Annotated in this window: 26 protein-coding genes; 13 read left to right on the plus strand and 13 right to left on the minus strand. The window is 63.3% G+C overall.

Translation table 11 applies throughout. From position 1 onward, the window contains the following. Window positions 1-247: 247 nt before the first annotated feature. From VGO04_RS03900 to VGO04_RS03915, 4 genes are all read right to left on the minus strand, one after another. Window positions 248-1,171 carry a pirin family protein gene (locus VGO04_RS03900; protein WP_327494647.1) on the minus strand — a complete coding sequence of 308 codons (924 nt, stop codon included), beginning with the start codon at window positions 1,169-1,171 and terminating at the stop codon, window positions 248-250. 112 nt (window positions 1,172-1,283) lie between these two features. After that, complete coding sequence (locus tag VGO04_RS03905) at window positions 1,284-1,535, minus strand: exodeoxyribonuclease VII small subunit (RefSeq protein WP_327494648.1); 252 nt, start codon at window positions 1,533-1,535, stop codon at window positions 1,284-1,286. Window positions 1,536-1,537: 2 nt separating this feature from the next. After that, complete coding sequence (locus VGO04_RS03910) at window positions 1,538-2,467, minus strand: histone deacetylase family protein (RefSeq protein ID WP_327494649.1); 930 nt, start codon at window positions 2,465-2,467, stop codon at window positions 1,538-1,540. 63 nt (window positions 2,468-2,530) lie between these two features. Continuing rightward, window positions 2,531-3,502 carry a zinc-dependent alcohol dehydrogenase family protein gene (locus VGO04_RS03915; RefSeq protein WP_327494650.1) on the minus strand — a complete coding sequence of 324 codons (972 nt, stop codon included), beginning with the start codon at window positions 3,500-3,502 and terminating at the stop codon, window positions 2,531-2,533. A 16-nt stretch (window positions 3,503-3,518) separates the two neighbouring features. Here VGO04_RS03915 and VGO04_RS03920 point away from each other — a divergent pair, with 16 nt between their 5' ends. Next, window positions 3,519-3,920 carry an acyl-CoA thioesterase gene (locus VGO04_RS03920; RefSeq protein WP_327494651.1) on the plus strand — a complete coding sequence of 134 codons (402 nt, stop codon included), beginning with the start codon at window positions 3,519-3,521 and terminating at the stop codon, window positions 3,918-3,920. 8 nt (window positions 3,921-3,928) lie between these two features. On the opposite strand, the gene VGO04_RS03925 is transcribed toward VGO04_RS03920, so the two are convergent. Genes VGO04_RS03925 through VGO04_RS03945 form a run of 5 tightly spaced genes read right to left on the minus strand, consistent with a single transcriptional unit; the run spans window position 3,929 to window position 8,477 of the window. Next, complete coding sequence (locus VGO04_RS03925) at window positions 3,929-5,110, minus strand: thiolase family protein (RefSeq protein ID WP_327494652.1); 1,182 nt, start codon at window positions 5,108-5,110, stop codon at window positions 3,929-3,931. Then, window positions 5,088-6,593 (minus strand): class I adenylate-forming enzyme family protein, encoded by a 1,506-nt coding sequence (locus VGO04_RS03930; protein ID WP_327494653.1) that lies wholly within the window; start codon window positions 6,591-6,593, stop codon window positions 5,088-5,090. The genes VGO04_RS03925 and VGO04_RS03930 overlap by 23 nt, the downstream gene beginning before the upstream one ends. 4 nt (window positions 6,594-6,597) lie before the next feature. Further along, on the minus strand, window positions 6,598-7,161 hold the full coding sequence (locus VGO04_RS03935) for a biotin transporter BioY (RefSeq protein WP_327494654.1): 564 nt from the start codon (window positions 7,159-7,161) through the stop codon (window positions 6,598-6,600). Between the two features lie 36 nt (window positions 7,162-7,197). Next, on the minus strand, window positions 7,198-7,803 hold the full coding sequence (locus VGO04_RS03940) for an energy-coupling factor transporter transmembrane protein EcfT (protein ID WP_327494655.1): 606 nt from the start codon (window positions 7,801-7,803) through the stop codon (window positions 7,198-7,200). After that, a complete protein-coding gene (locus VGO04_RS03945; RefSeq protein ID WP_327494656.1) occupies window positions 7,797-8,477 on the minus strand; it encodes an ABC transporter ATP-binding protein in 681 nt (226 codons plus the stop codon). The genes VGO04_RS03940 and VGO04_RS03945 overlap by 7 nt, the downstream gene beginning before the upstream one ends. Before the next feature lie 133 nt (window positions 8,478-8,610). On the opposite strand from VGO04_RS03945, the gene VGO04_RS03950 reads away from it, so the two are divergent. Together VGO04_RS03950 and tldD are read left to right on the plus strand one after the other, a co-directional pair. Then, on the plus strand, window positions 8,611-9,825 hold the full coding sequence (locus tag VGO04_RS03950) for a winged helix-turn-helix domain-containing protein (RefSeq protein ID WP_327494657.1): 1,215 nt from the start codon (window positions 8,611-8,613) through the stop codon (window positions 9,823-9,825). Between the two features lie 156 nt (window positions 9,826-9,981). Further along, window positions 9,982-11,397, plus strand: coding sequence for a metalloprotease TldD (gene tldD / locus VGO04_RS03955; RefSeq protein ID WP_327494658.1), 1,416 nt, complete (start codon window positions 9,982-9,984; stop codon window positions 11,395-11,397). 65 nt (window positions 11,398-11,462) lie between these two features. Here the strand turns inward: tldD and VGO04_RS03960 are convergent, their stop codons facing one another. Then, on the minus strand, window positions 11,463-12,752 hold the full coding sequence (locus tag VGO04_RS03960) for a D-alanyl-D-alanine carboxypeptidase family protein (RefSeq protein ID WP_327494659.1): 1,290 nt from the start codon (window positions 12,750-12,752) through the stop codon (window positions 11,463-11,465). Between the two features lie 210 nt (window positions 12,753-12,962). Between VGO04_RS03960 and VGO04_RS03965 the strand changes: the two genes are divergently transcribed. After that, on the plus strand, window positions 12,963-14,012 hold the full coding sequence (locus tag VGO04_RS03965; protein ID WP_327494660.1) for a polysaccharide deacetylase family protein: 1,050 nt from the start codon (window positions 12,963-12,965) through the stop codon (window positions 14,010-14,012). An 8-nt stretch (window positions 14,013-14,020) separates the two neighbouring features. Here the strand turns inward: VGO04_RS03965 and pdxH are convergent, their stop codons facing one another. Beyond that, the gene (pdxH, locus tag VGO04_RS03970; protein WP_327494661.1) at window positions 14,021-14,641 is read right to left on the minus strand and encodes a pyridoxamine 5'-phosphate oxidase; all 621 of its coding nucleotides are present in this window, start codon (window positions 14,639-14,641) and stop codon (window positions 14,021-14,023) included. A 139-nt stretch (window positions 14,642-14,780) separates the two neighbouring features. Between pdxH and VGO04_RS03975 the strand changes: the two genes are divergently transcribed. The 4 genes from VGO04_RS03975 (at window position 14,781) to VGO04_RS03990 (ending at window position 18,183) form a co-directional block, all read left to right on the plus strand. After that, the gene (locus VGO04_RS03975; RefSeq protein WP_327494662.1) at window positions 14,781-15,233 is read left to right on the plus strand and encodes an RT0821/Lpp0805 family surface protein; all 453 of its coding nucleotides are present in this window, start codon (window positions 14,781-14,783) and stop codon (window positions 15,231-15,233) included. 198 nt (window positions 15,234-15,431) lie between these two features. Beyond that, on the plus strand, window positions 15,432-16,535 hold the full coding sequence (locus tag VGO04_RS03980; protein ID WP_327494663.1) for a J domain-containing protein: 1,104 nt from the start codon (window positions 15,432-15,434) through the stop codon (window positions 16,533-16,535). Between the two features lie 206 nt (window positions 16,536-16,741). Further along, window positions 16,742-17,560 (plus strand): enoyl-ACP reductase FabI, encoded by an 819-nt coding sequence (fabI, locus tag VGO04_RS03985; RefSeq protein ID WP_327494664.1) that lies wholly within the window; start codon window positions 16,742-16,744, stop codon window positions 17,558-17,560. 38 nt (window positions 17,561-17,598) lie between these two features. Further along, window positions 17,599-18,183, plus strand: a complete 585-nt coding sequence (locus VGO04_RS03990) for a histidine phosphatase family protein (RefSeq protein ID WP_327494665.1) — start codon at window positions 17,599-17,601, stop codon at window positions 18,181-18,183. 95 nt (window positions 18,184-18,278) lie between these two features. Here VGO04_RS03990 and VGO04_RS03995 read toward each other — a convergent pair whose 3' ends face one another. Then, window positions 18,279-18,539, minus strand: coding sequence for a DUF1344 domain-containing protein (locus VGO04_RS03995; protein ID WP_043619849.1), 261 nt, complete (start codon window positions 18,537-18,539; stop codon window positions 18,279-18,281). Here VGO04_RS03995 and VGO04_RS04000 point away from each other — a divergent pair. The 4 genes from VGO04_RS04000 to ribB all read left to right on the plus strand — a co-directional run bounded on the left by VGO04_RS04000 (window position 18,526) and on the right by ribB (window position 24,346). After that, entirely contained in the window at window positions 18,526-18,792 is a 267-nt protein-coding gene (locus tag VGO04_RS04000) for a hypothetical protein (RefSeq protein WP_327494666.1), read from the plus strand. The genes VGO04_RS03995 and VGO04_RS04000 overlap by 14 nt on opposite strands. A gap of 41 nt (window positions 18,793-18,833) precedes the next feature. Then, window positions 18,834-22,001, plus strand: coding sequence for a bifunctional diguanylate cyclase/phosphodiesterase (locus VGO04_RS04005; RefSeq protein ID WP_327494667.1), 3,168 nt, complete (start codon window positions 18,834-18,836; stop codon window positions 21,999-22,001). A gap of 114 nt (window positions 22,002-22,115) precedes the next feature. Further along, window positions 22,116-23,213, plus strand: coding sequence for a chorismate synthase (gene aroC / locus VGO04_RS04010; RefSeq protein WP_327494668.1), 1,098 nt, complete (start codon window positions 22,116-22,118; stop codon window positions 23,211-23,213). 32 nt (window positions 23,214-23,245) lie between these two features. After that, window positions 23,246-24,346 carry a 3,4-dihydroxy-2-butanone-4-phosphate synthase gene (ribB, locus tag VGO04_RS04015; protein ID WP_327494669.1) on the plus strand — a complete coding sequence of 367 codons (1,101 nt, stop codon included), beginning with the start codon at window positions 23,246-23,248 and terminating at the stop codon, window positions 24,344-24,346. A gap of 128 nt (window positions 24,347-24,474) precedes the next feature. Here the strand turns inward: ribB and VGO04_RS04020 are convergent, their stop codons facing one another. Continuing rightward, on the minus strand, window positions 24,475-25,029 hold the full coding sequence (locus VGO04_RS04020; RefSeq protein WP_414650508.1) for an invasion associated locus B family protein: 555 nt from the start codon (window positions 25,027-25,029) through the stop codon (window positions 24,475-24,477). A gap of 342 nt (window positions 25,030-25,371) precedes the next feature. On the opposite strand from VGO04_RS04020, the gene VGO04_RS04025 reads away from it, so the two are divergent. Further along, window positions 25,372-25,796: cytochrome c oxidase subunit II (locus VGO04_RS04025; RefSeq protein ID WP_327494670.1), on the plus strand; the 425-nt coding region annotated here is incomplete at its 3' end.

Genomic DNA, 25,796 nt, shown 5'->3' on the forward strand with positions numbered 1-25,796 from the left:
CATCGGATTGGTTGGCAGTTGTGTCACGCTGCATGCCTCATGCGCGCCGCAAAATCGGGCGCGCGATAGTTGGTGGGTACCGTCGAAGCGGCTCTTTAGACGCAATCGTTGCTGAATGCAAAACTAGGCATTCCTGCGTCACAGACCAAGAGACTAGCGCATGATTCTGTGAATCGAAATCGATTCAAGCGCCCTGAGGCAATGTTGCGCGGTTTTCCCGGGGCATTCTGTTCCACTCTAGGTCGAATTACCCTTCTGGCAGCGGGACGAACTCTTCCTCGTCGCCGGGCACGATGTCGAAGCGGCCGGTGCGCCACTCTTCCTTCGCCTTGTCGATGCGTTCTTTCGACGAGGAGACGAAGTTCCACCAGATGTGTCGAGCGGAACCGAGAGCGGCGCCGCCGAACAGCATGACGTGACAGCCCTGCGGTCCGGCCGTCACCGTGATCTCGTCGCCCGCGCGGAAGACGAGCAGCTGGTTGTCGGCAAAATGGTCGCCGGCAATGATCGCTTCGCCCGAGAGGATGTAGAGCGCACGCTCTTCCCATTGCGCCGCAAAGGGCGCGCTCTTGCCAGGCGCGATGTTGAGGTCGACATAGATCGTGTCGCTGAAGACCGAGACGGGCGATTTCGCGCCCTCGAAATCACCGATCACGACGCGCGCCTTGATGCCGCCGTCGCTCATATGCGGCAGCAAGCGTTCTTCCGTATGGCTGAAGATCGGGTCGATTTCTTCCTTGTGGTCGGGCAGCGCCAGCCAGGTCTGCAGCCCCGAGATCGACCGGTCGTGGCCGCGCTGGTTTTCGGGCGAGCGTTCGGAATGCACGATGCCGCGGCCGGCGGTCATCAGGTTCACGTCACCGGGGCGGATGACCATTTCGGTGCCGAGGCTGTCGCGATGCTTGATCTCGCCGTCGAAAAGATAGGTGACAGTGGAAAGCCCAATATGCGGGTGCGGACGTACGTCGATCGCCTCGCCGGCGCGCAACAGCGCCGGACCCATTCGGTCAAGGAAGATGAACGGCCCGACCAGGCGGCGTTTTGCCGTCGGCAGGGCACGGCGGACTTGCAGGCCGCCGATATCGCTGGTGCGCGGAACGATCAGGTGTTCGATGGCATCACAGGCCGGCTTGTCGCCGGCGAGCGGATCGGGGCCTGGGAAGAAAGACATGGCGCGTGCTCCCGTTTTTTGCTGTCGCATCAAGTACTAACGCCTGCATGGGCAGGCGGATAGGGGCGAAGCAAAGACGCAGCGTTTCCGCGCGGCGATCAATCTTTCCCGTTTAGTCTGCGTCGAGCGGTTCTACGCCCTGCGGCTTGCCGGCGCGGTCGAGCCGGATTTTCTCGATGCGATCCTCGGCCGCCTTCAAAAGCGCCTCGCAATGCTTCTTCAGCGCTTCGCCGCGCTCGTAGATCTCGATCGACTTGTCGAGCGCCACGTCGCCGCGCTCCAGCGCCGAGACGATCCGTTCCAGTTCCTCGACGGCCTGCTCGAAGGAGAGGGCGGAAACGTCCGGTTGCGTGCTGGTGTTCATGTCTACCCTCTCATCAGTCTCAAAATGTGCAGGCCGGCCGATTCGGCCAGGCCCTGCAGGTCATAGCCGCCTTCGAGCAGGCTGACCATGCGGTTGCCGGCGCTGCGGTCCGCGATCTCGTGCAGGCGGCCGGTCGCCCAGTCGAAGTCCTCGCCGACGAGGTTGATCTGTGCCAGCGGATCGCGGTGATGGGCGTCGAAGCCGGCGGAAATCAGGATGAAGTCCGGCCGGAAATTGGTGAGTGCGGCAAGCACGCGGGTGCGGAAAGCCTCGCGGAAGTGCTCGCTGCCCATGTTCGGCGACAGCGGCGCGTTGACGATGTTGCCCTTGACGCCGGTCTCGTCCTTGGCGCCCGTGCCGGGATAAAGCGGCATCTGGTGGGTCGAGCAGAACAGAACGGAAGGGTCGTCCCAGAAGATGTCCTGCGTGCCGTTGCCGTGGTGCACGTCCCAGTCGACGATGGCGACGCGCTCGGCCCCATAGGCCTTCTGCGCGTACCGGGCGGCAATCGCCACCGTGTTGAACAGGCAGAAACCCATTGCCTTGTTCTTTTCGGCATGGTGGCCAGGCGGGCGCGCGGCCACGAAGGCATTGTCGGCCTCGCCGGAAAAGACTGCGTCCACCGCTGCAGTTGCCCCGCCGATGCCCGTAAGGGCGGCATCGAGGCTCAACGGGCTCGCATAGGTGTCCGCCTCGATATGGTTGAGGCCTTCCTCGGGAATGGCACGCTTGACATCACGCAAGTGCTCTTCCGGGTGGGCGAGCAGGACGAGGTCCTCGCTCGCCTTCTTCGCCTCGATCCGCTTGAGGTCGGCGAAGTTCGGGTGTTCGAGCGCAAGGTTCAGCGCCTTCAGCCGGTCCGGCCGTTCGGGATGCCCCTCGGGAACCTCGTGTTCCAGAAAGACCGGATTTTCATAGAGGAAGGTGGTCATGGCGCAAACCTAGTGCTCCCACCCAGCAACGTCCATGGCGCGGCGGTCGAAAAGACCGAATTTTCAACAGCGCGGATCGAGGAGAAGTTTGCCGTCGCGGCCGGGATCCACCTGGTGCGCAAGGGCGGCGTCGAGCTGGCTCAACGGGTAGATCGCGGCGATCCGGCTCGAAAAAAGGCCCGACCGCAGGCCGTCGAAGCTTTTCGCGAAGGCGGCCTCGATCGCGGGCCGTCCGGCCGAATGCACCCAGGTGCGCAGCCACAGGAAGGAAAAGCGGCAATCCGGCCGCGCCTGGATTGCGGTTTGGGGCACCGGCACACCGCTCAGCGCCCCGTACTGGACGAAGGCGCCGCCCGGCTCGAGCGTGTGACGGATCAGGTCACCGGCAAACGGTGCGCCGACCGCGTCGATGATCGCGTCCAGGCGAAGCTGTGGCGGATGCCGCTCGTCGCCGATCACGACCTGGCCCGGAACCTCACGGGCAAGCCGCTCGGCGCTGCGCTCGCTGCGAACGATGCCGATGGCATCGACGCCTTCACCGGCAAGCAGCTTCATCAGCATGCCGCCGATGGCGGACCCCGCGGCCGTCACGCCGATCCGGCGCCGTTCGAGCGAGCCGAAATGCTTGCGCAATGCCTCGATCAATTGCAGCGCGGTCAGCGGATTGACGTAGCAGGTCGCCGCATCGGTATCGCCAATGTCGTCAGGCAGGGCGAAACACCATTCTGCCGGTCGCAGCAGATTTTGCTGCCAGAGGCCGCTGGCACCGATCGGGATCACGCGATCACCCGGCTTTAGCGAACTGACGCCCGATCCGGTGCGCGTCACAATGCCGAAACCTTCAAAACCCGGCACGAAGGGCAGGGTGGTGCGCGCGCTATAGGCGCCGGTCACGGGGATGAGATCCGACGGGTTGATGGCCGCGAGCGACAGCGCCACCTCGACTTCGCCCGCAGCCGGTGCCGGCTGCTCGACATCCACGAGCGCAATCACTTGCCGGGGATCGCCGAACTGGCTAACGAGGGTGGAGCGCATCGTCAGGGAGCCTCGCATGGACGGCAGGGAGCTGGAGAACGTCACGGAAATCCGTATTCCGTTTCGCGATATAGACATGCACGGCCACATGCACAATGCCGCCTATTATGCCCACGCGGAAGCAGCCCTTTCCAGCCTGTGGCGCCACCGTCCCCATGTCGTGAACGAACCGAGCTATCTCGTCCGGCGCTCCGGTTGCGTCTACCACCGTGGCCTGCGTTACGACGAGCCGGCGCGGTTCACCGTCAACGTCGCGAAGGTTGGCGGCAGCTCGATCAGCTTCGCCGTCAAGGTCGAGGCCCGCGGTCAGCTTGTCGCCGAGGTGGAGGTCGTCTGGGTGGCCGTCGACCCGCAGCGCCACACACCTTTGCCGTTGCCGACTGCCACGCGGGAATGGCTCGCCGCGTATACGGTGTAAGCCGAAACTTAAACCACGCGAAACAGCGCGACGATGCCCATACCGCCGCCAACACCCATCATGGCGAGCCCCTCCGTGCCGGCAGGCGATTTCAGCATCTGTGAGAACAGCCGGACAGTGAGGATCGCGCCCGAGGCGCCGTAGGGATGACCAAGGGCAATGGCGCCGCCATCGAGGTTGACCCTCTCGGATCCAATTTCCATCTGGTCGAGACTGCCAAGCACTTGCGAGGCAAAGGCCTCGTTGAACTCGATGAAATCGACCTTGGCGGGATCGAGCGTGGGCTGCCGCGCTTTCAGCTTGCGCATCGCCGGAACAGGGCCGAGGCCGAGCAGCTCTGGATGGACGCCGGCGGTTGCCGCGTCGACGAACTCCAGCGCAAGGGAAACGCCGAGTCGCTCCGCCTCGGCAAGGCTCGTCACCAGCACGATGGCGGCGCCGTCGTTGATCGGGCAGGCATTGCCGGCAGTCACTGTACCGCCCTCGACGAAAACCGGCTTCAGCCGCTGCAGCGTTTCGATCGAGGCATTGGCCCGCGGGCATTCGTCACGCGATACAAGACCTGCCGCGGTTTCGATCGGGACGATCTCGCGGGCGAACTTGCCTGCTGCATCGGCTTCAACAGCGCGGCGATGGCTTTGAAGGGCGAAGGCATCTTGCCGCTCGCGAGAAATACCGCACTCGGTCGCGACATTCTCTGCGGCGACCCCCATGTCCGGATCGCCGATCTCGTCGGGCGCCATGCGGGCGCGCTTGACCGGGGCAAGTTCGCCGCCGCGCTCCAGCGGTGGCCGCAGGCGGATGTGCGCCCGGCTGGCGCTCTCAGTCCCGCCTGCGAGATAAAAGCGGCCGGCGCCGGCCTGGATCATCCGCGCCGCGAGCGTGATCGCTTCCAGCCCCGATCCACATTGACGATCGACGGTCACGCCCGGTGTCGAGACTGGCATCCCCGCTTCGAGTGCTGCGAGCCGCGCGAGATTGCCGGCGCTGTTGGCGGCATTGCCGAGGATGACATCGTCAACATCGGTTGCCGCCAGCCCGACATCAGCAAGAATGCGGGCGATCAACGGTGCGACGAGCCGCGACGGTTCGATATCGCGAAGCGCGCCGTTGACGCGGCCGATGGGCGTTCTGAGCGCCGCAACGATGACAGGTACGCGCGAAGCGTCAGTCGATGCGTTCGAGGTCATCGTGGTCGTCCGCGATCCATTGCTTGAGTATCCCCGCCGCCACCTTGCCCGAACGCGTCATCGGCATCTCCCGGCAAAGCCAGAGGCGGCGTGGATGTTTGTAGCGGGGCAGGTGGGCGGCAAGATGGCGCTCGAGCGCTGCCCGGTCAAAGGCGGAACCTTCAGGCTCTATAACGGCGACGAGCTCGCTGCCGAGATCCGGATGGTCGAGCCCGAGCACAAGGGCAGCGTGCACGCCGGGAAACGCGGTCAGTGTTGCCTCCACTTCTTGCGGGTAAATGTTGTTGCCGCCCGACAGCACCATGCCGCCCGCACGGCCGAGAAGGTGCAGCGTGCCGGCCTCATCGACAAATCCGAGATCGCCGACGGTCGCCAGCCGACCTGAGCGGTGGAAGCCGGCGCCGTCGGCCGATCCGACATAACCGTCGGAAACGAGCGCGCTGTCGACGAAGATGGTTCCCGTTTCGCCCGGCGGCATGTCGGCCCCCGTGTCGCTTAGGATTTGGAGCGTGACGCCGGGAAAGGCGCGGCCGACGGCGGTCGCAGATGCGGTGTCGCTCTCGGTCGCCACACTGATGAAGCCCAGTTCGGAAGCGCCGTAATATTCGATCACGCGGGCCTCAGGGAAGGCGACGGTGGCAGCCGCTCGGTCGCTTGGCGTCAATTTGGCGCCGGCGACGGTGATTTGCGTGACGGACTTGTGTGGACTGCCTGGATTTGCCGCGCAGAGCCTGCGCAGCATGGTCGGCACCAGCACCAGTCGTTGCACCGCCTCCGCCTCGATGACGGCAAGGGAATGGGGCGCGTCGAAATGGGGCGCACCGATGAATTCGGCGCCGGCGACGAGGGTTTCCGCCAGCGCATAGAGCGTCAGCCCGTGCGCCAGCGGGCCGGGGGCGAAGGTTTTGCAGTCGCGGTTGATCCCGAAGAAATCCTGGCCAGCGGCAAGGCTCCGTCGCCACGATCCGCGGTCGCGTATGATCGCCTTCGGCGTACCGGTTGTCCCCGAGGTAAACACGATGAGGAAGGGCTCGGTGTCAGTGCCGATTGCGAGCGGCGCTTCTCCCACCTGTTCGTCATGCTCGTCAAAAGGTCGCGACGTGCCGCTTGCCGGACATTCGATCCGAAGTCCGGCGCCTTCGGCGCTGACGACGAGGTCGGGAGACAGAAGGTCGCGCATCGCCTGGCGTGTCGATGCCGGCAGATGCGGATCGATCAGCGCGACGCAATGGCCGCGGGTGGTTGCGGCGAGCAAGGCTGCGGCAAAGAGCGGATGGTTGCCGATCTCGAGAGCGACCAGGCGCGCCCGGTCGCCGAGCGCGCTTCTGCCCCCTCCATCGCCGACCAGGTCATCGAAAACGGCGACGAGCTGTCGGCCAAGCCGCGCCAGTTCGCTGAACGTGAAAACCCGGCCCTCCATACGGAAGGCCGGGGCATGCGGATGCTCATCCGCGTGCCGATGGAGCGCGGCGGCAAAGGGCATCGTTTCAGGCGCGGGCCGGCAGCAACGGATAGCCGGCAAAGACGGCGCGCGCTGCCAATGTTGCGATGGCCGCCTTCAGGAGGTCGCCAGGAATGAAGGCCAGCGAGCCGGTGGCGACGGCCATCAACGGCGTGCCGGTGACGACGGAAATCCAGGGCATGCCGATCGCGTAGAGCACGACAATGCCGCCGAGGACGGAGGCGAGGAAGAAGCCGACGAACTGGCGCGTCTCGGCCTGGCCTTCACGCACGGCGCGTTCCGCGATCAGGCCGGTGACGAAGGTGGCGACGACCCAGCCGAGGATGAAGCCGCCGGACGGGCCGGCAAGGACGGAAAGACCGCCGCGACCGCCCGAAAGTACCGGCAGGCCGATGGCGACGAGCAGCAGGAACAGGAGGAACGCAAGCGCGCCGCGCTTGGCGCCGAGGATGCAGCCGGCGAGCATGACGCCCATCGACTGGGCGGTGATCGGCACCGGAATGAAGCCGAGCGTGATCGGCGGGATGAGGCCGAGCACGACGACGATCGCGGCGAAGAGTGCAATGAGGACGAGGTCTCTGGTGTTCATGAAATTCCGGTTCCCTGTGTATTAGGATTTTTGCATTTATTGGCGGCGAAATCCGCGCGCGTCAATCGCCGCGGCGATCGTATCGGCGTCCTTGAGCGTCAGGATGATCAGCGGCCCGATGATCGTCAACGGCCGAACCGGCAGGCCCCGCGCGCGGTGCGCCTCGCGGATCGCCTGGTAACGGGCAAAGATATCGGGCACGAAACGCAACACCAGCCCCAGCGCCAGGCTGACGTCCGCCGCCCGCAGCCAACCCAGCCGTTCGAGCGGCGTCAACAGGACTGTGATCTCGTCCATGAAGGCGCTGATCGTCGTCGTCGCGGTCACGGCGGCCGCAAACAGCACCAGGGCCATCAGGCGCAAGGTCAGCGTGGCCACGTCCAGAACGGGCAGCAGGAAAAGATTAACGGCAGCGAGGAAGAAGATCGTCAGGAAGACGAAGCCGACGCGTTTCAGCGCTTCTCTCAAGGGGAGGCCGACGGACAGATAGAGACCGGCGGCGGCGACGAAGGCGATGGCCTGAACCGCGAGCGAGGAGCTGAGAAACAGGAGGATGCTGAGCGTCACGAGCGCGATGAGCTTTGCCCTGACCGGCAGGCGGTGCAGCAGGCTGTCGCCCTCGATGTGCAGGCTCGTCAGCATCCGGCGATCTCGTGGTAGAGGCGGATGGTCTCGTCCGGATTGCCGTCGCCGGCAAGCCGCCCCTCGTGGAAGAGCAGCAGGCGGTCGACGTTTTCGACCAATGCAAGGTCGTGGGTGATCACGACCGTATCCTCCGGCAGGCTCTCGATCGTCTCGGCGACGCGGCGCCGGTTCTTGAGGTCGAGTTGGTTGGTCGGCTCGTCGAGGATTAGGATCTTCGGATCGGTGACGACGACGCTTGCCATGGCGACGAGTTGGGTCTCGCCGCCCGAAAGCTCGTGCACGCGGCGTCTTGCCAGATGCTCGATGCCGAAGCGCGTCAGCGCGGCCTGCATGCGACGGTCGATGTCTTCGCGTGAATGGCCACGGTTCTTCAAGCCGAAGGCAATGTCTTCGGCAACCACTGGCATGATCAGCTGGTGCTGCGGGTTCTGGAAGATGAAACCGGCTTCGGACAGCACGGCGCGATCGTCATCGACCGTGTTCAGGCCGTTCACCGTGACGCGGCCGGTCGTGGGCTTGACCAGGCCGTTGATCAGCCGGGCAAAGGTGGTCTTGCCGGAACCGTTGAGGCCAATGATGCCGATGCGCTTTTCGCTGAGCGTCAGCGTCAGGGGATGCAAAGCCACCCGTTCGCCGAAGCGGACCGCGCAATCGGTAAAGCGGATGTCCATTCCGTTCCTCGCTGTCCTCAGGCCCGTGCTGTTTTCGGGTTGCTCTATAGGCCAAGTCCGACAACAAGAGCAATGCGACCTCCGGGCCGACGCCGCATTTGAATTGTGGGAATAAAAGCCTACTCTTGTTGTCATGACGATTCGCCTTTCCAACAGCGACGCCCGTCGCATCTTCCTCGCCAAGCAGGGCCTTTCCGGCGCGCCGAACCGTGCGCTCGGCAAGGAGGGGCTGTTGAAGCTGATCCACGATATCGGTTTCGTGCAGGTGGACAGCATCGCAACGGTCGAGCGCGCCCATCACCAGATCCTGTTTTCCCGCAACCAGACCTATCGCCGCGAGCATCTGACGGCACTTTTGGAAGACGACCGCGACCTGTTCGAACACTGGACGCATGACGCCTCGATCATTCCGAGCAGTTTCTACCGCTATTGGAAACACCGTTTCAAATGGGAAGGCGAAACGATCGTCGAGCGTTGGCGCAAGTGGCGTGGAGAGGGCTTCGAAAAAAGCTGCGACGAGACCTATGCGCGCATCGCCGAGGGCGGCGCGGTGCTGGCCCGCGAGCTGAAGGAGGCGGAGCACGAGTCCGGCGGCTGGTGGAACTGGCATCCCTCGAAGACGGCGCTGGAAGTGCTGTGGCGCACGGGCAAGCTGGCGATTGCCCGCCGGGAAAACTTCCAGAAGGTCTACGACCTGACCGAGAGGGTGATCCCGTCGCACCATCACGAAGGCGATGTCAGCCATCCGGAGTTCATCGACTGGGCCTGCCGCAGCGCGCTTGACCGACTGGGTTTTGCGACCCATGGCGAGATCGCCGCCTTTTGGGATCTCGTTTCTCCTGACGAAGCCAAGGCCTGGGTGGCCGAGCATCGCGACGAGCTTGACGAAATCGCGATCGAGGCGATCGACGGCGGCAAACCGCGTGCAGCCTTTGCCTTCACCGGGTTCCCGGGAACGCTCGGCGATGTTCCCGAACCGCCTGGACGGGTCCGGGTGCTCAGCCCCTTCGATCCGCTGTTGCGTGACCGCAATCGCACAGAGCGCCTGTTCGGTTTCTACTACCGCATCGAGGTCTTCGTGCCCGAGGCGAAACGCGAATATGGCTACTACGTCTTTCCGCTCATCGAAGGGGACCGGCTGATCGGCCGCATCGACATGAAGGCGGATCGCAAGCGTGGCAGCCTCGATGTGCGCAGGCTCTGGCTTGAGAAGGGAGTAAAGGCATCTGCAGGTCGCCTGGAGCGCATTGATGCCGAGCTCGATCGTGTCGCCCGATTTACCGGCGTCGAGCGGGTGGAGCGTCTCGACGGCTGGAACACGTCACTGACAGCGCCGCGCGTCCTTTGAGACGCGCCAAGGTCGCTGTCGCACTTGGAACTTCCGCATCGTTCCATGGATCGTCCCGGCATCTGGAATTACGCAGACGTGATATTTTCCTTGGCTTGAACCCGCCGCCTTCCTAAATGGAGGCGATAGAATTTCTTGATGCGGGAGCGTGCCACCATGAACACCGATCTGATGAGCCTCTTCGATGCCGACGAGGCAACGATCCGCAAGGTTCTCTCGGAGACGCTTGCCGGTGCCGACGACGGCGAACTGTTCCTTGAACACGCGCAAGCCGAGGTGTTGTCCTTCGACAACGGGCGCCTCAAGGGCGGTAGCTTCAACACCGACCAGGGCTTTGGCCTTCGCGCCGTCGCCGGCGAAGCGGTCGGTTATGCCCATTCCGGCGAGCTTTCGCTGTCGGCACTGCGTCGCGCGTCCGACGCCGTGGCGCAGGTAACCCGCGGCTATGCCGGCTCCTACGCCGCAGCCCCGCAGCGCACCAACAAGAAGCTCTACGGCGACGAGAACCCGATCGGCGAGCCAAGCTTCGAGGCGAAGGTCGCCCTGCTTCAGGAAATCGACGCCTATCTGCGCGCCAAGGATCCGAAGGTGCGCCAGGTCACGGCGTCGATCGCGGCAAGCTGGCAGGTCGTCGATATTCTTCGCGCCGACGGCCATCGCGTGCACGACATCCGGCCGATGACCCGAATCAACATTTCCGTCGTCACCGGTGACGGCGACCGGCAGGAAAGCGGCTCCTTCGGCACCGGCGGCCGCCGCGGTTTCGGCGACTTCGTTACCGAGGAGAACTGGAAGGCGGGTGCCGACGAGGCGCTACGCCAGGCGCTGGTCAATCTCGACGCAGTTGACGCGCCGGCCGGCACCATGGACGTGGTGCTTGCCTCCGGCTGGCCGGGCGTCATGCTGCATGAGGCGGTCGGCCATGGCCTCGAAGGCGATTTCAACCGCAAGAAGACCTCGGCTTTTGCAGGGCTTTTGGGCGAGCAGGTTGCCGCCAAAGGTGTCACCGTCGTCGACGATGGCACCATCGAGGCGCGTCGTGGCTCGATCTCGATCGACGACGAGGGCACGCCGTCCGGCTACAACGTGCTGATCGAGGACGGCAAGCTCGTCGGCTACATGCAGGACCGGCAGAACGCCCGGCTGATGGGCATGCAGCCGACCGGCAACGGCCGTCGGCAGGGTTATGCCCATGTGCCGATGCCGCGCATGACCAACACCTACATGCTCTCGGGCGACAGGACGCCGGAAGAAATCATCGCGTCGGTGAAAAAGGGCATCTACGCCGTCTCCTTCGGCGGCGGCCAGGTGGACATCACCTCCGGCAAGTTCGTCTTCGGCTGCACCGAGGCCTATCTGATCGAGAACGGCAAGATCGGCGCGCCGGTCAAGGGCGCCATGCTGATCGGCAACGGCCCGGACGCGATGAAGCGGGTGACCATGATCGGCAACGACACCAAGCTCGATACCGGCATCGGCAATTGCGGCAAGGCCGGACAATGGGTGCCGGTTGGCGTCGGCCAGCCGCACCTGCGCATGGACCAGATCACCGTTGGTGGCACCCAGGCCTAGTTGCCTCTGGCGTTCCTTTTGCCTGCCGCCGGAGATCGCCCGGCGGCAGCTATCTCGTTCCCGGCTCAGCCGCGTGATGGCAGCATCATGCAATCATAGGAGCGCTGCTTGAGCGCATCGCAGGCGGCAGCTGCCGCATCGCGGCTCGAAAATCCGACGAAACGGGCACGGTAGATCGCCTTGGCACCCTTGCCCACCGCTTCGGTATAGGGGGTAGCGCCTGCCAGCGGCGCGCCGGCTTCGGAGCGCGCCTGGGCAAGCAGCATGCGCGCGGCCTCGGCCGAAGGCGCTGCCGAAATCTGGATCTGCCAGCCGCCGCCGGCTGCGGGGACGGCGGCCGTTGTTTCGATCTCGACCACCTCGGTCGGGCGCTCCGCGGGGATCGCGGTCGTTGCTGTTGCGGAAATCAATGCTGCTACGGAATCCTGTTTTGCCCGCTGCGGCGCAGCGTAGGGCATCGGCACGTCCGATGCTGACGCGGATGCTGATACCGACGCGACCTCGACCGGGGCCTCGGCAACCTTTCCCCCGCGCGTGGACGCAACCAGTTGCCGTCCGCCCTTTGCCGCCTTGCCGACATGGCGGTCGAGCAGGGCGGCCATCTTGGCGTCGCGGCTGCGTGCCGTCTTGCCGCCGAGCACGACGCCGACGACACGGCGATTGCCGTCCTTGACGGCGCTGACGAGATTGAAGCCGGACGCGTTGGTGTAGCCGGTCTTGATACCGTCCATGCCGTCGTAGCGGTACATCAGATTGTTGTGGCCCCGCACTTTGCGGCCACGGAAATTGAAGCTCTCCGTCGCAAACAGCCGATACTCTCTGGGAAAATCGCGCATCAGGGCGACGGCGAGCGTCGACATTTCCCTTGCCGTTGTCACCTGCCTGCTGGCCGGCAGGCCCGAAGCGTTGATGAAAACGGTCTTGTTCATGCCGAGCTGGCGCGCCTTGGCGGTCATCATCCGGGCGAAATTCGCTTCCGAGCCTCCGAGCTTTTCGGCCATGGCAGCGGCTGCGTCATTGCCCGAGCGCACGATCATGCCGAGCACTGCTTCGCGAACCGTGATCGTCATGCCGGGTTTCAACCCGAGGCGCATCGGCGGCTTGGCCGCGGCTGCCTTGGAGACCTTGATCTTGCTGTCCCAGGACAGCTCTCCGCGCTTGAGCGCCTCGAAGGCCATGTAGACCGTCATCATTTTGGTGAGCGATGCCGGATGGTTGAGCACATCAGGGTTTTCCGCTGACAGAACCTTGCCGGTGCGCGCGTCGAGGACCAACGAAGCGGAGCCGGCCACGGCCGTTGCGGTCCCAAGAGCGAGAGCGAAGGTCGCCAGAAGGAGGCAGCGCAGAGTTTTCATGTTGGTCCCCGTCGAAAGCGCCGTCGGCAGGCGCAGAGCTGTTTCGTTTTGCGACAAGATCCGTGTCTTTGTTGCAACTTTAGGGCGGAATGCGTCGGCTCCGTCCTGTTTTGAGGCGTGTGGTAAATGGGCGATGAACGCAACGGCGTTCAACAAGGTTTAACGCCCCTGCCGTTAACCTTCGAGCCTTGGTGCGCCACGCGGGGGAACATGAGGCCGGACATCAAGAACACGTTGAGGACCGCCGTTCGCCGTGCCGCGATCGCAGGTGGGCTGGAGCTTGCCCATGGGCTGAGCCGCGCCGGAATGATGGCCGCAGCGCGGGGGCGGGGAGCGATCTTCACGCTGCACCACGTCCGGCCCAAACGTGCCAGGCCCTTCGATCCCAACGCGCATCTGGAGATCACGCCGGATTTTCTCGATGCGGCGCTGTCGGCCTTGAAGCGCGACGGATATCGTTTCGTCGCCCTTGATCAATTGCCCGAAGCGCTTGCCGCGGAAGGGGGGCCGGTCGCGTGCTTTACGCTCGATGACGGTTACAGGAACAATCTCGACCATGCATTGCCGGTTTTCGAGCGCCATCGAGCACCGTTTACGGTGTTCGTGACCGGTGGCTTCGTCGACCGAACCCATACGCTCTGGTGGGAAACGCTCGCCGAAGTGCTCGCGCGCAGTGCTGAGTTGCGCTTCGATTTCGGTGCCGGTGTCGAGACGCTGCAAGCGCGTACCGTCAGCGAAAGGCAGATGGCTTTCAACCGGGTGGCCGATTTCATTCACAGCCGGGACGAGGCCGGCTCCATCGCGTCGCTGAATGCCCTGGCGATGGCGCGTGGTGTCGACCCTTTGGCGATGACCGCGCAACTGACGTTGGACGAAGCGGGACTTCGGCGGTTGGCCGGAAGTCCGCTTGCAAGTCTTGGTGCCCATACGATCAGCCACCGCTCGGTCGCGCGTCTCGATAAGGACGAGGCAAGGCGCGAAATCGAGGATTCCGCGCGACGGGTGGAGGCAATCGTCGGCCGGCGCCCGCTGACCTTCGCCTATCCCTACGGCGACGCGCTGGCCGCGTCGCCGCGGGATCATCAGATCGTCGCAGACCTTGGCTTCACCCTGGCGGTCACGACGAGACCCGGGACGCTCCGTGCGCCGGCACCGGCACTTCACGCGCTGCCGCGCATATCGTTGAACGGACATTTCCAACGTGCACGCTACGCATCGGCGCTGGCGTCGGGTATTCCCTTCCGCCTGGCGCGCGGCTAGGGCGACCGTCAGGGATACATGCGCACCTTTTCCCAACCGCCTTCCGGAGCCGCCCGCCGGAACTCCATGCGGTCATGCAGGCGGAAGGGGCGGTCGTGCCAGAATTCGATCGAGGTCGGGCGGATGCGGAAACCCGACCAGTAGCTCGGGCGCGGGATTTCACCGAGAGCGTGACGGGCCGTGTATTCGGCAACCGCCTTTTCCAGCGCGAAGCGGCCCTCGAGCGGACGCGACTGTTTCGATGCCCAGGCGCCGATGCGGCTGCCGCGCGGCCGGCTCTTGAAATACTCGTCCGCTTCCTCATCGGTGACGATCTCGACCGGACCACGCACGCGCACCTGTCGCCTCAAAGACTTCCAATGGAAGCACATGGCCGCCTTGCGCGCGCCCAGGATTTCCTGGCCCTTCTGGCTTTCGAAATTCGTGTAGAAAACGAAGCCGCGTTCATCAAAACCCTTCAGCAGAACCATGCGGACATTCGGCAGCCCGTCGTTGTCGACGGTGGCCAGTGCGACCGCATTCGGGTCGTTGATCTCGCTGCCTTCCGCGTCCTTCAGCCATGTGCCAAACAGGGAAAAGGGTTCATTTGATTCGGTGAAGTCACCGCTTGTTAACTCATTCGCCGCCATATTACGTCCCAATGCCGTGATGTCTGGCGCGGAAATACTTCGGGATGAGCCCGACCGGTAGTTCCGCATCGAAAATGTCGGAGCCTGTAGTTGCCCTAGTTGCGCAACTGACGGCTCCAGCGAGTCTGACAGGATTGCCGTGCAAGACATAGCAAAGTGGATCGACGCCAAGAAGGGGTATTCCTTCGCCCTGCTGCGTGGCGCGGCAATTTGCCTGCCGGTCCTGGTTCTTCCCGGCTGCATGGGCGCGGGTCTCGACCTCTTCGGCAAAGGTGTCGACCGTACGGTTTCCACCGGCACGGTTCCTGTCGCCAAAACTTCCGATGGCCTCTCCGACGCAGTGTTGGTCCGTGACGCCGTGACATCGGCCGATCTCGCCACCGGCAGCATCAATCCGATCCCGTGGGCCAATGCGACCTCCGGCAGCGCCGGCGTCATCAGCACCATTCAGGAAGATCGCGCCAGCGGCATGCTCTGCCGTCGCTTCACCACCACGCGCCACTCCTATGAAGGCATTGCCAAATTCGACGGCAACACCTGTCAGGGCGGCGACGGTGCCTGGTATCTGACGAGCTTCGGCCCGCGCGCCTGAAATCTGCGATTAACCACAATTCCCTAAAAGTGCGCATGATCGCGCCCCGCGGCTGATCGGCGATCGCTGGCGCGGCACCGGCTAACCACTATTTAGCAAGTTCCCGCAATCATCGGTGTTCAGTGAACGGGCGACGATGGCGCCTTCAATCTTGGGGCATAAAGGCGAGCGTCAGGGAGAGGCCGCCGATCAGAGAAGATGGTAGAAGCCATGCGTGATCCCTATGCGATCCTCGGTGTCCGGCGCAACGCCGGGCAGGACGAAATCAAGGCGGCCTGGCGTTCGCTGGCCAAGGCCGTGCATCCCGACCATAACCAGGACGATCCGAATGCGGCGGAGCGTTTTGCCGAAGCTGGCAAAGCCTACGAGCTTCTGCGCGATCCGAAGCTCAGGAGCCGCTACGACTACGCGCGCCGTGAGGCAGAGCTTCGTCGCATGGAGGCGATGAAGGCGAAGATGCGCGGCGCCACCCAGGAAGAGCCGCCGGTCGACGCCGAAACCGCAGAGGACGCTGCATCCCAGATCTTTGCGGCCGAAGCACGCGCCAAGGCCGCCCGGTCCGCGCCGAGGTCGGAGGCCAAGCCATCACCCAAGCCAGCGCCGAAACCGGCGGCGAAGGAGCCTGAGCGCTCGACCCAGGCTCCGGAGGCCAAGCCGGAACCGGTCGCCGAGCCGCAGCAGGAGGCCCAAGTTCGGGCAGAAGCGCCGTTGATGCAGCGCGCGGCGGCTCCCGCCGCAGAACTCGTCGCAGCCATCGTCCGGCGTATTCGCGGCCGTGCCGCAAAGACGGCCGACAAGGTCCCCGATCTGCCGGTCGATCTGTCCGTCAGCATCGACGATCTGATCAATCGCCAGCGCCTGACCGTGGAACTTCCGGACGGGGAGACGCTGAAGGTCCAAATTCCTCCCGGTGCGGTCGACGGTCAGGCCGTTCGCCTTGCGGAGCAGGGGTATCGGGTCACCGGCATGACCCGTGGCGACGTCGTCGTTACGCTGAGGGTCGACCAGGGCGGTGCATTCCGCACCCGCGGCCTTGATCTTCTGACGACCTTGTCTATCGACCTTCAAGGCGCAGTGCTGGGCTGTGAACAAGAGATCGTGACACCGGTGGGACCCGTAACCGTGGTCGTGCCGGCCTGGTCCGGTTCGGACAAGGTCATCCGCCTCGAGGGCCGCGGTTTGCCCGGCGCCTATGGCATGCACGGCGCTCTCCTGGTCGAGTTGCGTCTGGTCCTCAACGACGCCCCGGACGAAAAGGTCACCGATCTTATGAAGGCGCAGCGCGACGGCCTCTATTTGTGACGGTCCGTTTGTGACAGTTTGCTGACATGCTGACCCAATATTACGGGGACTAACAGTTCCTGATCCCGGCCGTGCTTGAACCACCCCGGCGGCTATGCCATAGGCAATTCTCTACAATTGCCGCTCCTTGCGTTGCGGCATCTATGACATCTTTGAACTTTGGCACCGGCGCCGGCTGTTGCTTGAAATAGTATTGGGGACTTACCATGGCTCAGGCATCCGGTCTGATGAAGGGCAAGCGCGGCGTCATCATGGGCGTTGCAAACAACCGTTCCATCGCATGGGGCATTGCCCAGGCCATCCACGCTCAGGGTGGTGAAGTTGCACTGACCTACCAGGGCGACGCGCTGAAGAAGCGCGTCGAGCCGCTGCTGGCCGAGATTGACGGCTTCATGGCTGGCCACTGCGACGTCAGCGACGAAGCCACGATCGATGCCGTGTTCGAGACGCTGGAAAAGAAGTGGGGCAAGATCGACTTCGTCGTGCACGCGATCGGCTTTTCCGACAAGGACGAGCTGACCGGCCGTTATGTCGACACGTCGCCCGAGAACTTCGCCAAGACCATGCAGATCTCGGTCTATTCCTTCACGTCGGTTGCCCGTCGCGCTGAAAAGCTGATGACCGATGGCGGCTCGATGCTGACCCTGACCTATTACGGCGCCGAAAAGGTCATGCCGAACTACAACGTCATGGGTGTTGCCAAGGCCGCGCTTGAAGCCAGCGTCAAGTATCTTGCGGTCGACCTCGGCCCGAAGAACATTCGCGTGAACGCCATTTCGGCTGGCCCGATCAAGACGCTCGCAGCGTCCGGCATCGGCGATTTCCGCTATATCCTCAAGTGGAACGAGTACAACGCACCGCTGCGTCGCACCGTGACGATCGAGGAAGTCGGTGACGTCGGCCTTTACATGCTCTCCGACCTGTCGCGCTCGGTCACCGGTGAAGTGCACCACGCCGACAGCGGTTACCATGTCGTTGGCATGAAGGCCGTTGACGCGCCCGATATCTCGGTCATCAAGGACTGATCGGCTCTGTCCTGTAGCCTGTCGCCCGGAGACAAGTTGTGCTGATCTATGTGATCCGTCACGGACAGACCGACTGGAACGCCGAAAGCCGGCTCCAGGGGCAGAAGGACATCCCGCTCAATGACATCGGTCGCCAGCAGGCGACCGGCAACGGCGTTGCGCTTGCCGGTATCCTCGGCGCGGACGCCGCGCATTTCGATTTCGTCGCCAGCCCGCTCGGCAGAACGCGCGAGACCATGGAGCGGGTGAGGCGTGCAATGGGGCTTGACCCCGACGCCTACCGCACCGACGAACGGCTGAAGGAAGTTTCATTCGGCGACTGGGAAGGGCACACGCTGCCCGAACTCAAGCGCTCGGTGCCGTTGCGGATTGCCGAAAGGCGCGCCGTCAAGTGGGATTTCATTCCGCCCGGCGATGACGCGGAGAGCTACGAAATCCTCTCCTGGCGCATTGCTGCCTGGCTGAAGGACGTGACGAAGCCGACGGTTTGCGTCAGTCACGGCGGCGTCATCCGCGCGCTTTTCAAGCTGTTCGGGGAAATGGAGGCCGAAGAAGCCGCCTCCGCAGCGATCCCGCAGGACCGCCTGCTGCGCATTTCCGGTAGCGCCATCGGCTGGATCTGATCCACCACAACGAAAAAACCGCGCCACGATTCCAGAGAATGCGTGAAGCGGTTTTGCGTCGGAATTCGTGAAGCGTGTGGAGGGCGTGACGCTCTTTACTGGACGATTTCGAGGTCGTTGATGACCCGCTTGCCGTCGACTTCCGTGTAGAAGACGAGAACCTTTACGCCAGCCTTCAAGCCCTCGAAGTTGAACTCTTCCGGCGCCTGGTAGTTCTTGCCGTCATCGAGCGAGAGGCTCAGGCGGTCCGTATCGACACCCGTAATGGTAGCTTCTACATCGGCGCTTTCGGCAAGGGCGGACAACGGCGAGAGCAAGCCTGCGGTGGCCATAAGCGCGGCAATGACAAAACGCATCTTTCTTGCCCTCTTCAACGATTCTGCGAACACTGTTGTCATCACCCTTGATCCCCGATTGTGGCAAAAATTGCCTTGCGATTTGGCTTTTGGCCGGGTTGCCCGCTTTTTTGACGCCCCGCCCGGCGCCGAAAGACTGGACGGCGACACCGTAATTTTCAAGCGGGGGAGCGCCCAAGTCGGCGGTTTCACGGAAGAGTTTCCCCATGAATTATGGGGTTTTCCAAGGATTTGTGACGAAAGCCAATCTTAAGACTCGATCGCTACCTTTGGTTGGGGACCAAGGGGAATAGATTGAAGATCATTGACGTTCTGCGCCACCGCATTCGGGCGGCCGCCAGGTTTGCGAAACCATCGCTCATACCTGCGGCAATCGCCGGCCTTGTCGTCTTCACGGGCGGGCACATCTACGAGCGGCAAAATCGCGAAAACTTCCAGAACGACCTCAGGATCGACGTCGAGAATGAACTGAATCTCATCGCCAACCGGTTGCAATCGGAGGTAAACACCAACATTGCGGCGCTGAATGGTTTTGCCAACAGCATTGGCGTGCATCCGGCCATGACGCCTGACGATTTCACGGTCATGGCGACGAAGCTTCTCTTGCAGAACCCGCAGATGGCCCGGGCGTCTGCTGCACCCGGCGGCGTGGTGCGGATCGCTTTTCCGCGCGAGAGCCAGAAATGGTTCATCGGCAGCGACTTCAACAGGTTCGGCGCGACGAGGCGCGCGGTCGAGCGGGCGTCGTCGACGGTGCGGCCGGTGATGATCGGGCCAATCCGACTGCCGACTGGCCGCAGTGGTTTCGAACTGTTCCTGCCGGTCTTCTCCAAGATCCAGGGGCGGATGGAACGGTGGGGCTATGTCGAGGCCATCATCGACGAGAAGGCGCTCTACCGTGCGGCGCGCCTGCTTGAGGCCGGCGGCGAGGCACCGGAACTGACGCGGGACCACCGCCACGTCGACGTTCACCTCGCCATCAGGGATGTTTCCGAAGCAGATCGTATCCAGGACGCGTTCTATGGCGACGACGCGCTCTTTCGCAAGGCGCCGGTCACGCGCCGGCTTGAACTGGCCGGCGGCGTCTGGGAGCTTGCAGCCATGCCGGTCGGGGGCTGGGGGCAACTGCCGGAAAACAGTGACAGCATTCGCCAGGCGATGATCGCAGCCATTGCGGTCGTCGTTATCCCGATCCTCTTGACCGGCGGCCTTGTCAATGAGCGCCAGCGCAACATCGCCAAGCTGAAGGCGCGGGAAGGGGAGGTGATGACGCTGTCGCATCGCCTGAACCTGGCGCTCGACGCTTCGAAGATCGGCATCTGGGAAATCGACGTCGAGACGCAGCAACGCTCCTGGGACGACCGCATGTTCCACCTGCATGGGCTGGAGGCGCATCTGGACGAACCCACTTACGATGAGTGGCGCACGACCGTGCATCCCGATGATATCGGTATTGCCGCCAATGCGCTGTTCCGCAGCCTTGATGACGGCCTGGAATACCGATCGCAATATCGCGTCGTTCTGCCCGACGGTACGGTGCGCCACATCCGCAATGTCGGGTCGAGCCACCGGGGCGCCGATGGCCGCGCGAAGGTGACCGGCATCAGTTGGGATGTCAGCGACGACGTTTTGAAGAACGAGCGGCTGAGCGCCGCCAAGGCGCAGGTCGATCAACAGAACCACGAGCTCGAACTGGCGTTGAAGGGCCTCTATGAACGCGAGCAGGACCTCGAACTGCTCTCCCGCCGGCTCGATCTCGCGCTCGACTCCTACCGTTGCGGCATGTGGGAGGCGGATCTCGACGACAACGTCGCCTATTGGGACGAGCGCATGCACCAACTCTACGGCATCGTCTACACCGACGGGGCCACGAACGAGGATATATGGCTCACCACCCTTCATCCGGATGACCGGCAGGCGGCCCTGGAGGCGGTCAACCGCGCCATTGCCGCGGACGAAACCTACGTGCATCAAGCGCGTGTGGTGCTGTCTGCCGGGGGCATTCGCCACATTCGGTCGGTCGGCAAGCTGCATGTGGCGCCCGACGGCGCGCGCAAGCTTGTCGGCATGGCTCTCGATGTCACCGAAGATGTGCTGATGACCGAGCAACTGCGCGCGGCCAAGGCGATGGCGGATGCGAAAAACGCCGAGCTCGAACAGGCGCGGGTGCGCATCGAGCACAATGCGCTGCATGATCCGCTGACCGGGCTCGGCAACCGGCGCATGCTCGACAAGGCGTTGGAGCGCTTGGCCAGGGCCGGCGACGGCATCGCCATTCTCCATATCGATCTCGACCGGTTCAAGCAGATCAACGATACACTCGGTCATGCGGCTGGCGATGCGATGTTGATCCATGCCTCCGAGATTCTAAGGGCCAACACCTCGCCAGGCGACATCATTGCCCGCATCGGCGGCGATGAGTTCGTGGTGGCGGTCACCAGTGCGCCGGCGGATGCGGCATTGGCGGGACGCTGTGACCGGATCATTGCCGCAATGCGACAGCCGGTCGACTACAACGGCTTTCCCTGCCGCTTCGGCGTCAGCATCGGCGTGGCCGTCGGGCACGGGGCGGATATCGATGCACGCAAGCTGCTCGTCAACGCGGATATTGCGCTCTATCGCGCCAAGGAGGCCGGCCGTAATCGCTACCAGTTCTTCACCGAAGTGCTGCAGGCGGAGGTGGTGACCGCCAAGCGCATCGCCGACGAGATCTTGGAGGGCATCGAGCGCGACGAGTTCGAGCCGTGGTATCAGCCTCAGTTCGATGCGACCACTCTGGCACTCTGCGGCGTCGAAGCACTGGTGCGCTGGCGGCATCCGCGCGAAGGCATCCTGACACCGGATCGTTTCCTCGGGATCGCCGACGAACTCAACGTGACGGCGGTGCTCGATCGCCTGGTTCTGGAAAAATCGCTGACCGACCAGATGCGTTGGGCCGCGGCCGGGCTTCGGGTGCCGAAGATCTCGGTCAATGTTTCGGCCAAGCGGCTGCAGGACGATGACCTGCTGTCCTCGCTTGAAGGCCTGAGCATCGCGCCGGGGCAGATCTGTTTCGAGCTGGTGGAGTCGATTTTCCTCGACGAAAGCGACGACATCGTCGCCGCCAATATCGAGGGCATCAAGAAACTTGGCATCGACATCGAGCTCGACGATTTCGGCACCGGCCATACCTCGATCGTCAGCCTGCTGAAGATCAAGCCGAAACGGCTGAAGATCGATCGCCAGCTCGTCGTTCCGATCCTGAGCGCCCGCCGGGAGCAGGCGCTGGTCCGCTCGATCATCGATATCGCCCGTTCGCTCAACATCGAGACGGTGGCCGAGGGCGTGGAAACCATGGCGCATGCCGAAATGCTCGGCATTCTCGGCTGCGACGTGCTCCAGGGCTATGCCTTTGCCCGACCGTTGAGTTCGGAGAAGTTCCTCGCCTTTGCAACGGAACGCGGCCTGCGCCTGGCGTCGTGACGAAGGTCATCGCGTTAGGCCGCAAAAGTCTTTCCCCGTCTTCGGCTTTCCACTAAGAGAGGGCATCCGCGTACGTAACGTACGGCCGTTGCTTGCTTAGGGTCGGTTGCCTTCATGTCGCATAACACTTTCGGTCACCTCTTCCGCGTCACCACCTGGGGCGAAAGCCATGGGCCGGCGCTTGGCTGCGTCGTCGACGGCTGCCCGCCCGGCATTCGCTTCACGCTTGCCGAACTCCAGGCCTGGCTCGACAAGCGCAAGCCTGGCCAGTCGCGCTTCGTCACCCAGCGCCGCGAGGACGACCTCGTCAAGGTGCTCTCCGGCGTGATGTTCGACGAGGACGGCGAGACGATGATCTCGACCGGTACGCCGATCTCGATGCTGATCGAAAACACCGACCAGCGTTCCAAGGACTATTCGGAGATCGCCAAGCGTTATCGCCCCGGCCACGCCGACTACACCTACGACCTTAAATACGGCATTCGCGACTACCGCGGCGGCGGACGCTCGTCCGCGCGCGAGACGGCAGCACGCGTGGCGGCCGGCGGCGTCGCCCGCAAGGTCGTGCCGGGTCTCGTCGTCCGTGGCGCCCTCGTCCAGATCGGCAAGCACAAGATAAACCGGGCCAACTGGGACTGGGCCGAGGTCGACAACAACCCGTTCTTCGCGCCGGACCCTGCGATCGTTCCGGTCTGGGAGGAGTACCTCGACGGCATCCGCAAGTCCGGCTCGTCGATCGGTGCGGTGGTCGAGGTCGTTGCAGAAGGCGTGCCTGCCGGCATCGGCGCTCCGATCTATGCCAAGCTTGACCAAGATATTGCGTCGAACCTGATGTCGATCAACGCCGTCAAGGGTGTGGAGATCGGCAATGGCTTCGGGGCGGCCGAAATCACCGGTGAAGAGAACGCCGACGAGATGCGCATCGGCGACGATGGCAAGCCGGTCTTCCTGTCCAATCATGCGGGCGGTATTCTCGGTGGCATCGCCACCGGCGAGCCGGTGGTTGCGCGCTTTGCCATCAAGCCCACCTCGTCGATCCTCACCGAGCGGCGCTCGGTCGACAGCGACGGCAACGAGGTCGATGTGCGCACCAAGGGTCGTCATGATCCGTGCGTCGGTATCCGCGCCGTGCCGATCGGCGAGGCGATGCTTGCCTGCACGATTGCCGATCACTACCTGCGTGACCGTGGCCAGACCGGCCGCCTCAAGTAGTTTTGCCTCTCAAGGAATTCGGGAACAGCACCATGTCCTATGATCAGAAGCGTGTCGTCGATGCCATCCGCGCCTTCGAGGCCGGCGAGATCGTCGTCGTGACCGATGACGATGGCCGCGAGAACGAGGGCGACCTGATCGTCGCGGCGGTGCATTGCACGCCGGAGAAGATGGCCTTCATCGTGCGCCACACCTCTGGCATCGTCTGCACGCCGATGCCGCGCGAAGAGGCCAAGCGCCTCAACCTAAACGCCATGGTGGCGGAGAACGATTCCGCCCACACGACGGCCTTCACCGTTTCGGTCGATTTCAAGCACGGCACCACGACGGGCATTTCCGCCGACGATCGCACGCTGACGGTGCGCAACCTTGCCAATCCCAATGTTGGGCCGACCGATTTCGTTCGCCCTGGCCACATCTTCCCGCTGGTGGCGCGCGAAGGCGGTGTGCTCATGCGCTCCGGCCATACGGAAGCGGCCGTCGACCTCTGCAAGCTCGCCAGCCTGCCGCCGATCGGCGTGATCTGCGAACTGGTCAACGACGACGGCACCGTGATGCGCGGGCCGCAGGTCGCGAGCTTTGCCGATACCCATGGCCTGAAGCAGGTCTCGGTCGCCGACCTCATTGCCTACCGCCAGCGCAAGGAAACCCTGATCGAGCAGGGCGGTTCCTTCGATATCGAGACGCCCTACGGCCCGGCCAAGGGACATTCCTATTCTCTGCCCTGGGACCCGATGCAGCATCTGGCCGTCGTCTTCGGCGACATCCGCGACGGCGTCGATATCCCGGTGCGACTGCATCTCGAAAATGTCGGTGCCGACGTGTTCGGCAAGGACTGCCAGATCGACCGCATCATGAAGCGCATTGCCGATGAGGGCAGGGGGGTCATCGTCTATCTGCGCGAAGGATCGGTCGGTGTCGGCGTCTCGCAGACGGCGCGCAAGGGCAAGCACGACCGCGAGGGGCATGACGAAGCGCAGGCGCGCGAAAACGAATGGCTGGAAATCGGTCTCGGCGCGCAGATCCTGAAGGATCTGGGCATCAGCTCCATCCGGCTTCTGGCGTCGCGCGAACGTCACTATGTCGGCCTCGAAGGTTTCGGCATCAAGATTGCCGGAACCGACATCATCTGAGGCAAAGGCTCATGGCTTACGACAAGGCCCGGATCGACGATCCGGGCCTTGTCGTTTGAGAGGCGCTCCACCCAATAAAAAGCCGCGCACTAAGCGCGGCCTTGCTCATTCGGTAGTCGCGCGCCCGATCAGGGCAGCGCGTCGTAACCCTCGCCGAAGCCCTTGAGGTCGACCGGGATGCCGATGCCTTCTTCGGGCGACTGGAAGACGATGAAGGTTGCCGTTGCACCGGAGCGGAAGGTCTTCAGGAGTTCGTCCTCGAGCACCACTTCGGCATAGCAGCCGTCGGAGAAGCAACGCACGAAATAGGCGCGGCCGATATCCTTGCCGTCAACATTGAGACCGAGGCCGTTCGGCAAAAGCACGCCGAGCGGGGCCAGCACGCGCAGGATCTTGGCCTTGCGGTCGGCGGTCTTCAAAACGACGACGGACAGACCGACTTCCGGCCGGTCTTCGGCAATCACGTTCTGCATCAGGGCACATTGGTCGGCAGAAGCGCCCGGCGGCTGATCGCAGACGATCGACCACGCGCCATGGTTGGACTTGACCGTGCCGGGGGTTCCGGCGGGCTGCTGGGCCATGCTTGCGGCAGGCAGAGCGAGAACGGCAAGGCCGAAGGCGGCGAAGGCCGACAGTCGGGAAAAGAGGGGCAGGCCCATGTAAACCTCAAAACGTCGAATCATCAGGGCTATTCTTGAAGCGCGCGGGAATAAATGAAAAGCCCTGCGGGGCACATTCCAGCGTCATATGGCGGAAATTGGGCGTGTTGCGGGCCCTGTCCGATGTGTTGTCGATGCGGCTGCGTGAAATCGCGCCGCCCGACGCAAGGAAGAGCCTCTATAGGTTGATTTGCCACGGCTTTCGAGGGGTGCCTGTGTGAAAAGCGACGTTTGTGCAAAAATGCCGCATGGGGTTGATTGGTCAGATGTTGCGGCATCGGACAAACTGTGGTTTGAAGCGCAGCAGTATCGCAGGGATTCTGCGTTCCGGTTTGATCCTGATCAAGCGCATTGGGGAGACATATTGTGAAAAACAAGGCTTATGCAGTTCTGGCAGCGCTTGCCTGTCTGCTTTTTGCTTCGAGCGCCTTTGCTGACAAGCCTGTCGAATGGCAGACGAATTTTCAGTCGGCTGCTACGGGCATCATGGAAGAAATCACGTGGTTTGAACATTATACCCTGTGGTTCATCATTCCGATTACTCTTTTCGTTCTCCTCCTTTTGATCATCGTCGTGGTCAAGTTCCGCGAAAGCGCGAACCCGGTTCCGTCGAAGACCAGCCACAACACCGCGATTGAAGTTGTCTGGACCGTTGGTCCGGTCGTCATCCTTCTCTTCCTCGCGATCCCGTCCTTCCAGCTCCTGACCGCGCAGCTGACGCCGCCGGCCAATCCGGATCTGACGCTCAAGGCGACCGGCAACCAGTGGTACTGGTCGTACGAGTATGAAGT

The organism is Ensifer sp., assembly GCF_035999185.1.
Lineage (GTDB): Bacteria > Pseudomonadota > Alphaproteobacteria > Rhizobiales > Rhizobiaceae > Ensifer.

What these genes read in the sequence shown, in the direction of transcription:
- VGO04_RS03900 (WP_327494647.1), bottom strand. Translation starts at nt 1,171, where the DNA reads ATGTCTTTCTTCCCAGGCCCCGATCCGCTCGCCGGCGACAAGCCGGCC.
- VGO04_RS03905 (WP_327494648.1), bottom strand. Translation starts at nt 1,535, where the DNA reads ATGAACACCAGCACGCAACCGGACGTTTCCGCCCTCTCCTTCGAGCAG.
- VGO04_RS03910 (WP_327494649.1), bottom strand. Translation starts at nt 2,467, where the DNA reads ATGACCACCTTCCTCTATGAAAATCCGGTCTTTCTGGAACACGAGGTT.
- VGO04_RS03915 (WP_327494650.1), bottom strand. Translation starts at nt 3,502, where the DNA reads ATGCGCTCCACCCTCGTTAGCCAGTTCGGCGATCCCCGGCAAGTGATT.
- VGO04_RS03920 (WP_327494651.1), top strand. Translation starts at nt 3,519, where the DNA reads ATGGACGGCAGGGAGCTGGAGAACGTCACGGAAATCCGTATTCCGTTT.
- VGO04_RS03925 (WP_327494652.1), bottom strand. Translation starts at nt 5,110, where the DNA reads ATGACCTCGAACGCATCGACTGACGCTTCGCGCGTACCTGTCATCGTT.
- VGO04_RS03930 (WP_327494653.1), bottom strand. Translation starts at nt 6,593, where the DNA reads ATGCCCTTTGCCGCCGCGCTCCATCGGCACGCGGATGAGCATCCGCAT.
- VGO04_RS03935 (WP_327494654.1), bottom strand. Translation starts at nt 7,161, where the DNA reads ATGAACACCAGAGACCTCGTCCTCATTGCACTCTTCGCCGCGATCGTC.
- VGO04_RS03940 (WP_327494655.1), bottom strand. Translation starts at nt 7,803, where the DNA reads ATGCTGACGAGCCTGCACATCGAGGGCGACAGCCTGCTGCACCGCCTG.
- VGO04_RS03945 (WP_327494656.1), bottom strand. Translation starts at nt 8,477, where the DNA reads ATGGACATCCGCTTTACCGATTGCGCGGTCCGCTTCGGCGAACGGGTG.
- VGO04_RS03950 (WP_327494657.1), top strand. Translation starts at nt 8,611, where the DNA reads ATGACGATTCGCCTTTCCAACAGCGACGCCCGTCGCATCTTCCTCGCC.
- tldD (WP_327494658.1), top strand. Translation starts at nt 9,982, where the DNA reads ATGAACACCGATCTGATGAGCCTCTTCGATGCCGACGAGGCAACGATC.
- VGO04_RS03960 (WP_327494659.1), bottom strand. Translation starts at nt 12,752, where the DNA reads ATGAAAACTCTGCGCTGCCTCCTTCTGGCGACCTTCGCTCTCGCTCTT.
- VGO04_RS03965 (WP_327494660.1), top strand. Translation starts at nt 12,963, where the DNA reads ATGAGGCCGGACATCAAGAACACGTTGAGGACCGCCGTTCGCCGTGCC.
- pdxH (WP_327494661.1), bottom strand. Translation starts at nt 14,641, where the DNA reads ATGGCGGCGAATGAGTTAACAAGCGGTGACTTCACCGAATCAAATGAA.
- VGO04_RS03980 (WP_327494663.1), top strand. Translation starts at nt 15,432, where the DNA reads ATGGTAGAAGCCATGCGTGATCCCTATGCGATCCTCGGTGTCCGGCGC.
- fabI (WP_327494664.1), top strand. Translation starts at nt 16,742, where the DNA reads ATGGCTCAGGCATCCGGTCTGATGAAGGGCAAGCGCGGCGTCATCATG.
- VGO04_RS04000 (WP_327494666.1), top strand. Translation starts at nt 18,526, where the DNA reads ATGACAAAACGCATCTTTCTTGCCCTCTTCAACGATTCTGCGAACACT.
- VGO04_RS03995 (WP_043619849.1), bottom strand. Translation starts at nt 18,539, where the DNA reads ATGCGTTTTGTCATTGCCGCGCTTATGGCCACCGCAGGCTTGCTCTCG.
- aroC (WP_327494668.1), top strand. Translation starts at nt 22,116, where the DNA reads ATGTCGCATAACACTTTCGGTCACCTCTTCCGCGTCACCACCTGGGGC.
- ribB (WP_327494669.1), top strand. Translation starts at nt 23,246, where the DNA reads ATGTCCTATGATCAGAAGCGTGTCGTCGATGCCATCCGCGCCTTCGAG.
- VGO04_RS04020 (WP_414650508.1), bottom strand. Translation starts at nt 25,029, where the DNA reads ATGATTCGACGTTTTGAGGTTTACATGGGCCTGCCCCTCTTTTCCCGA.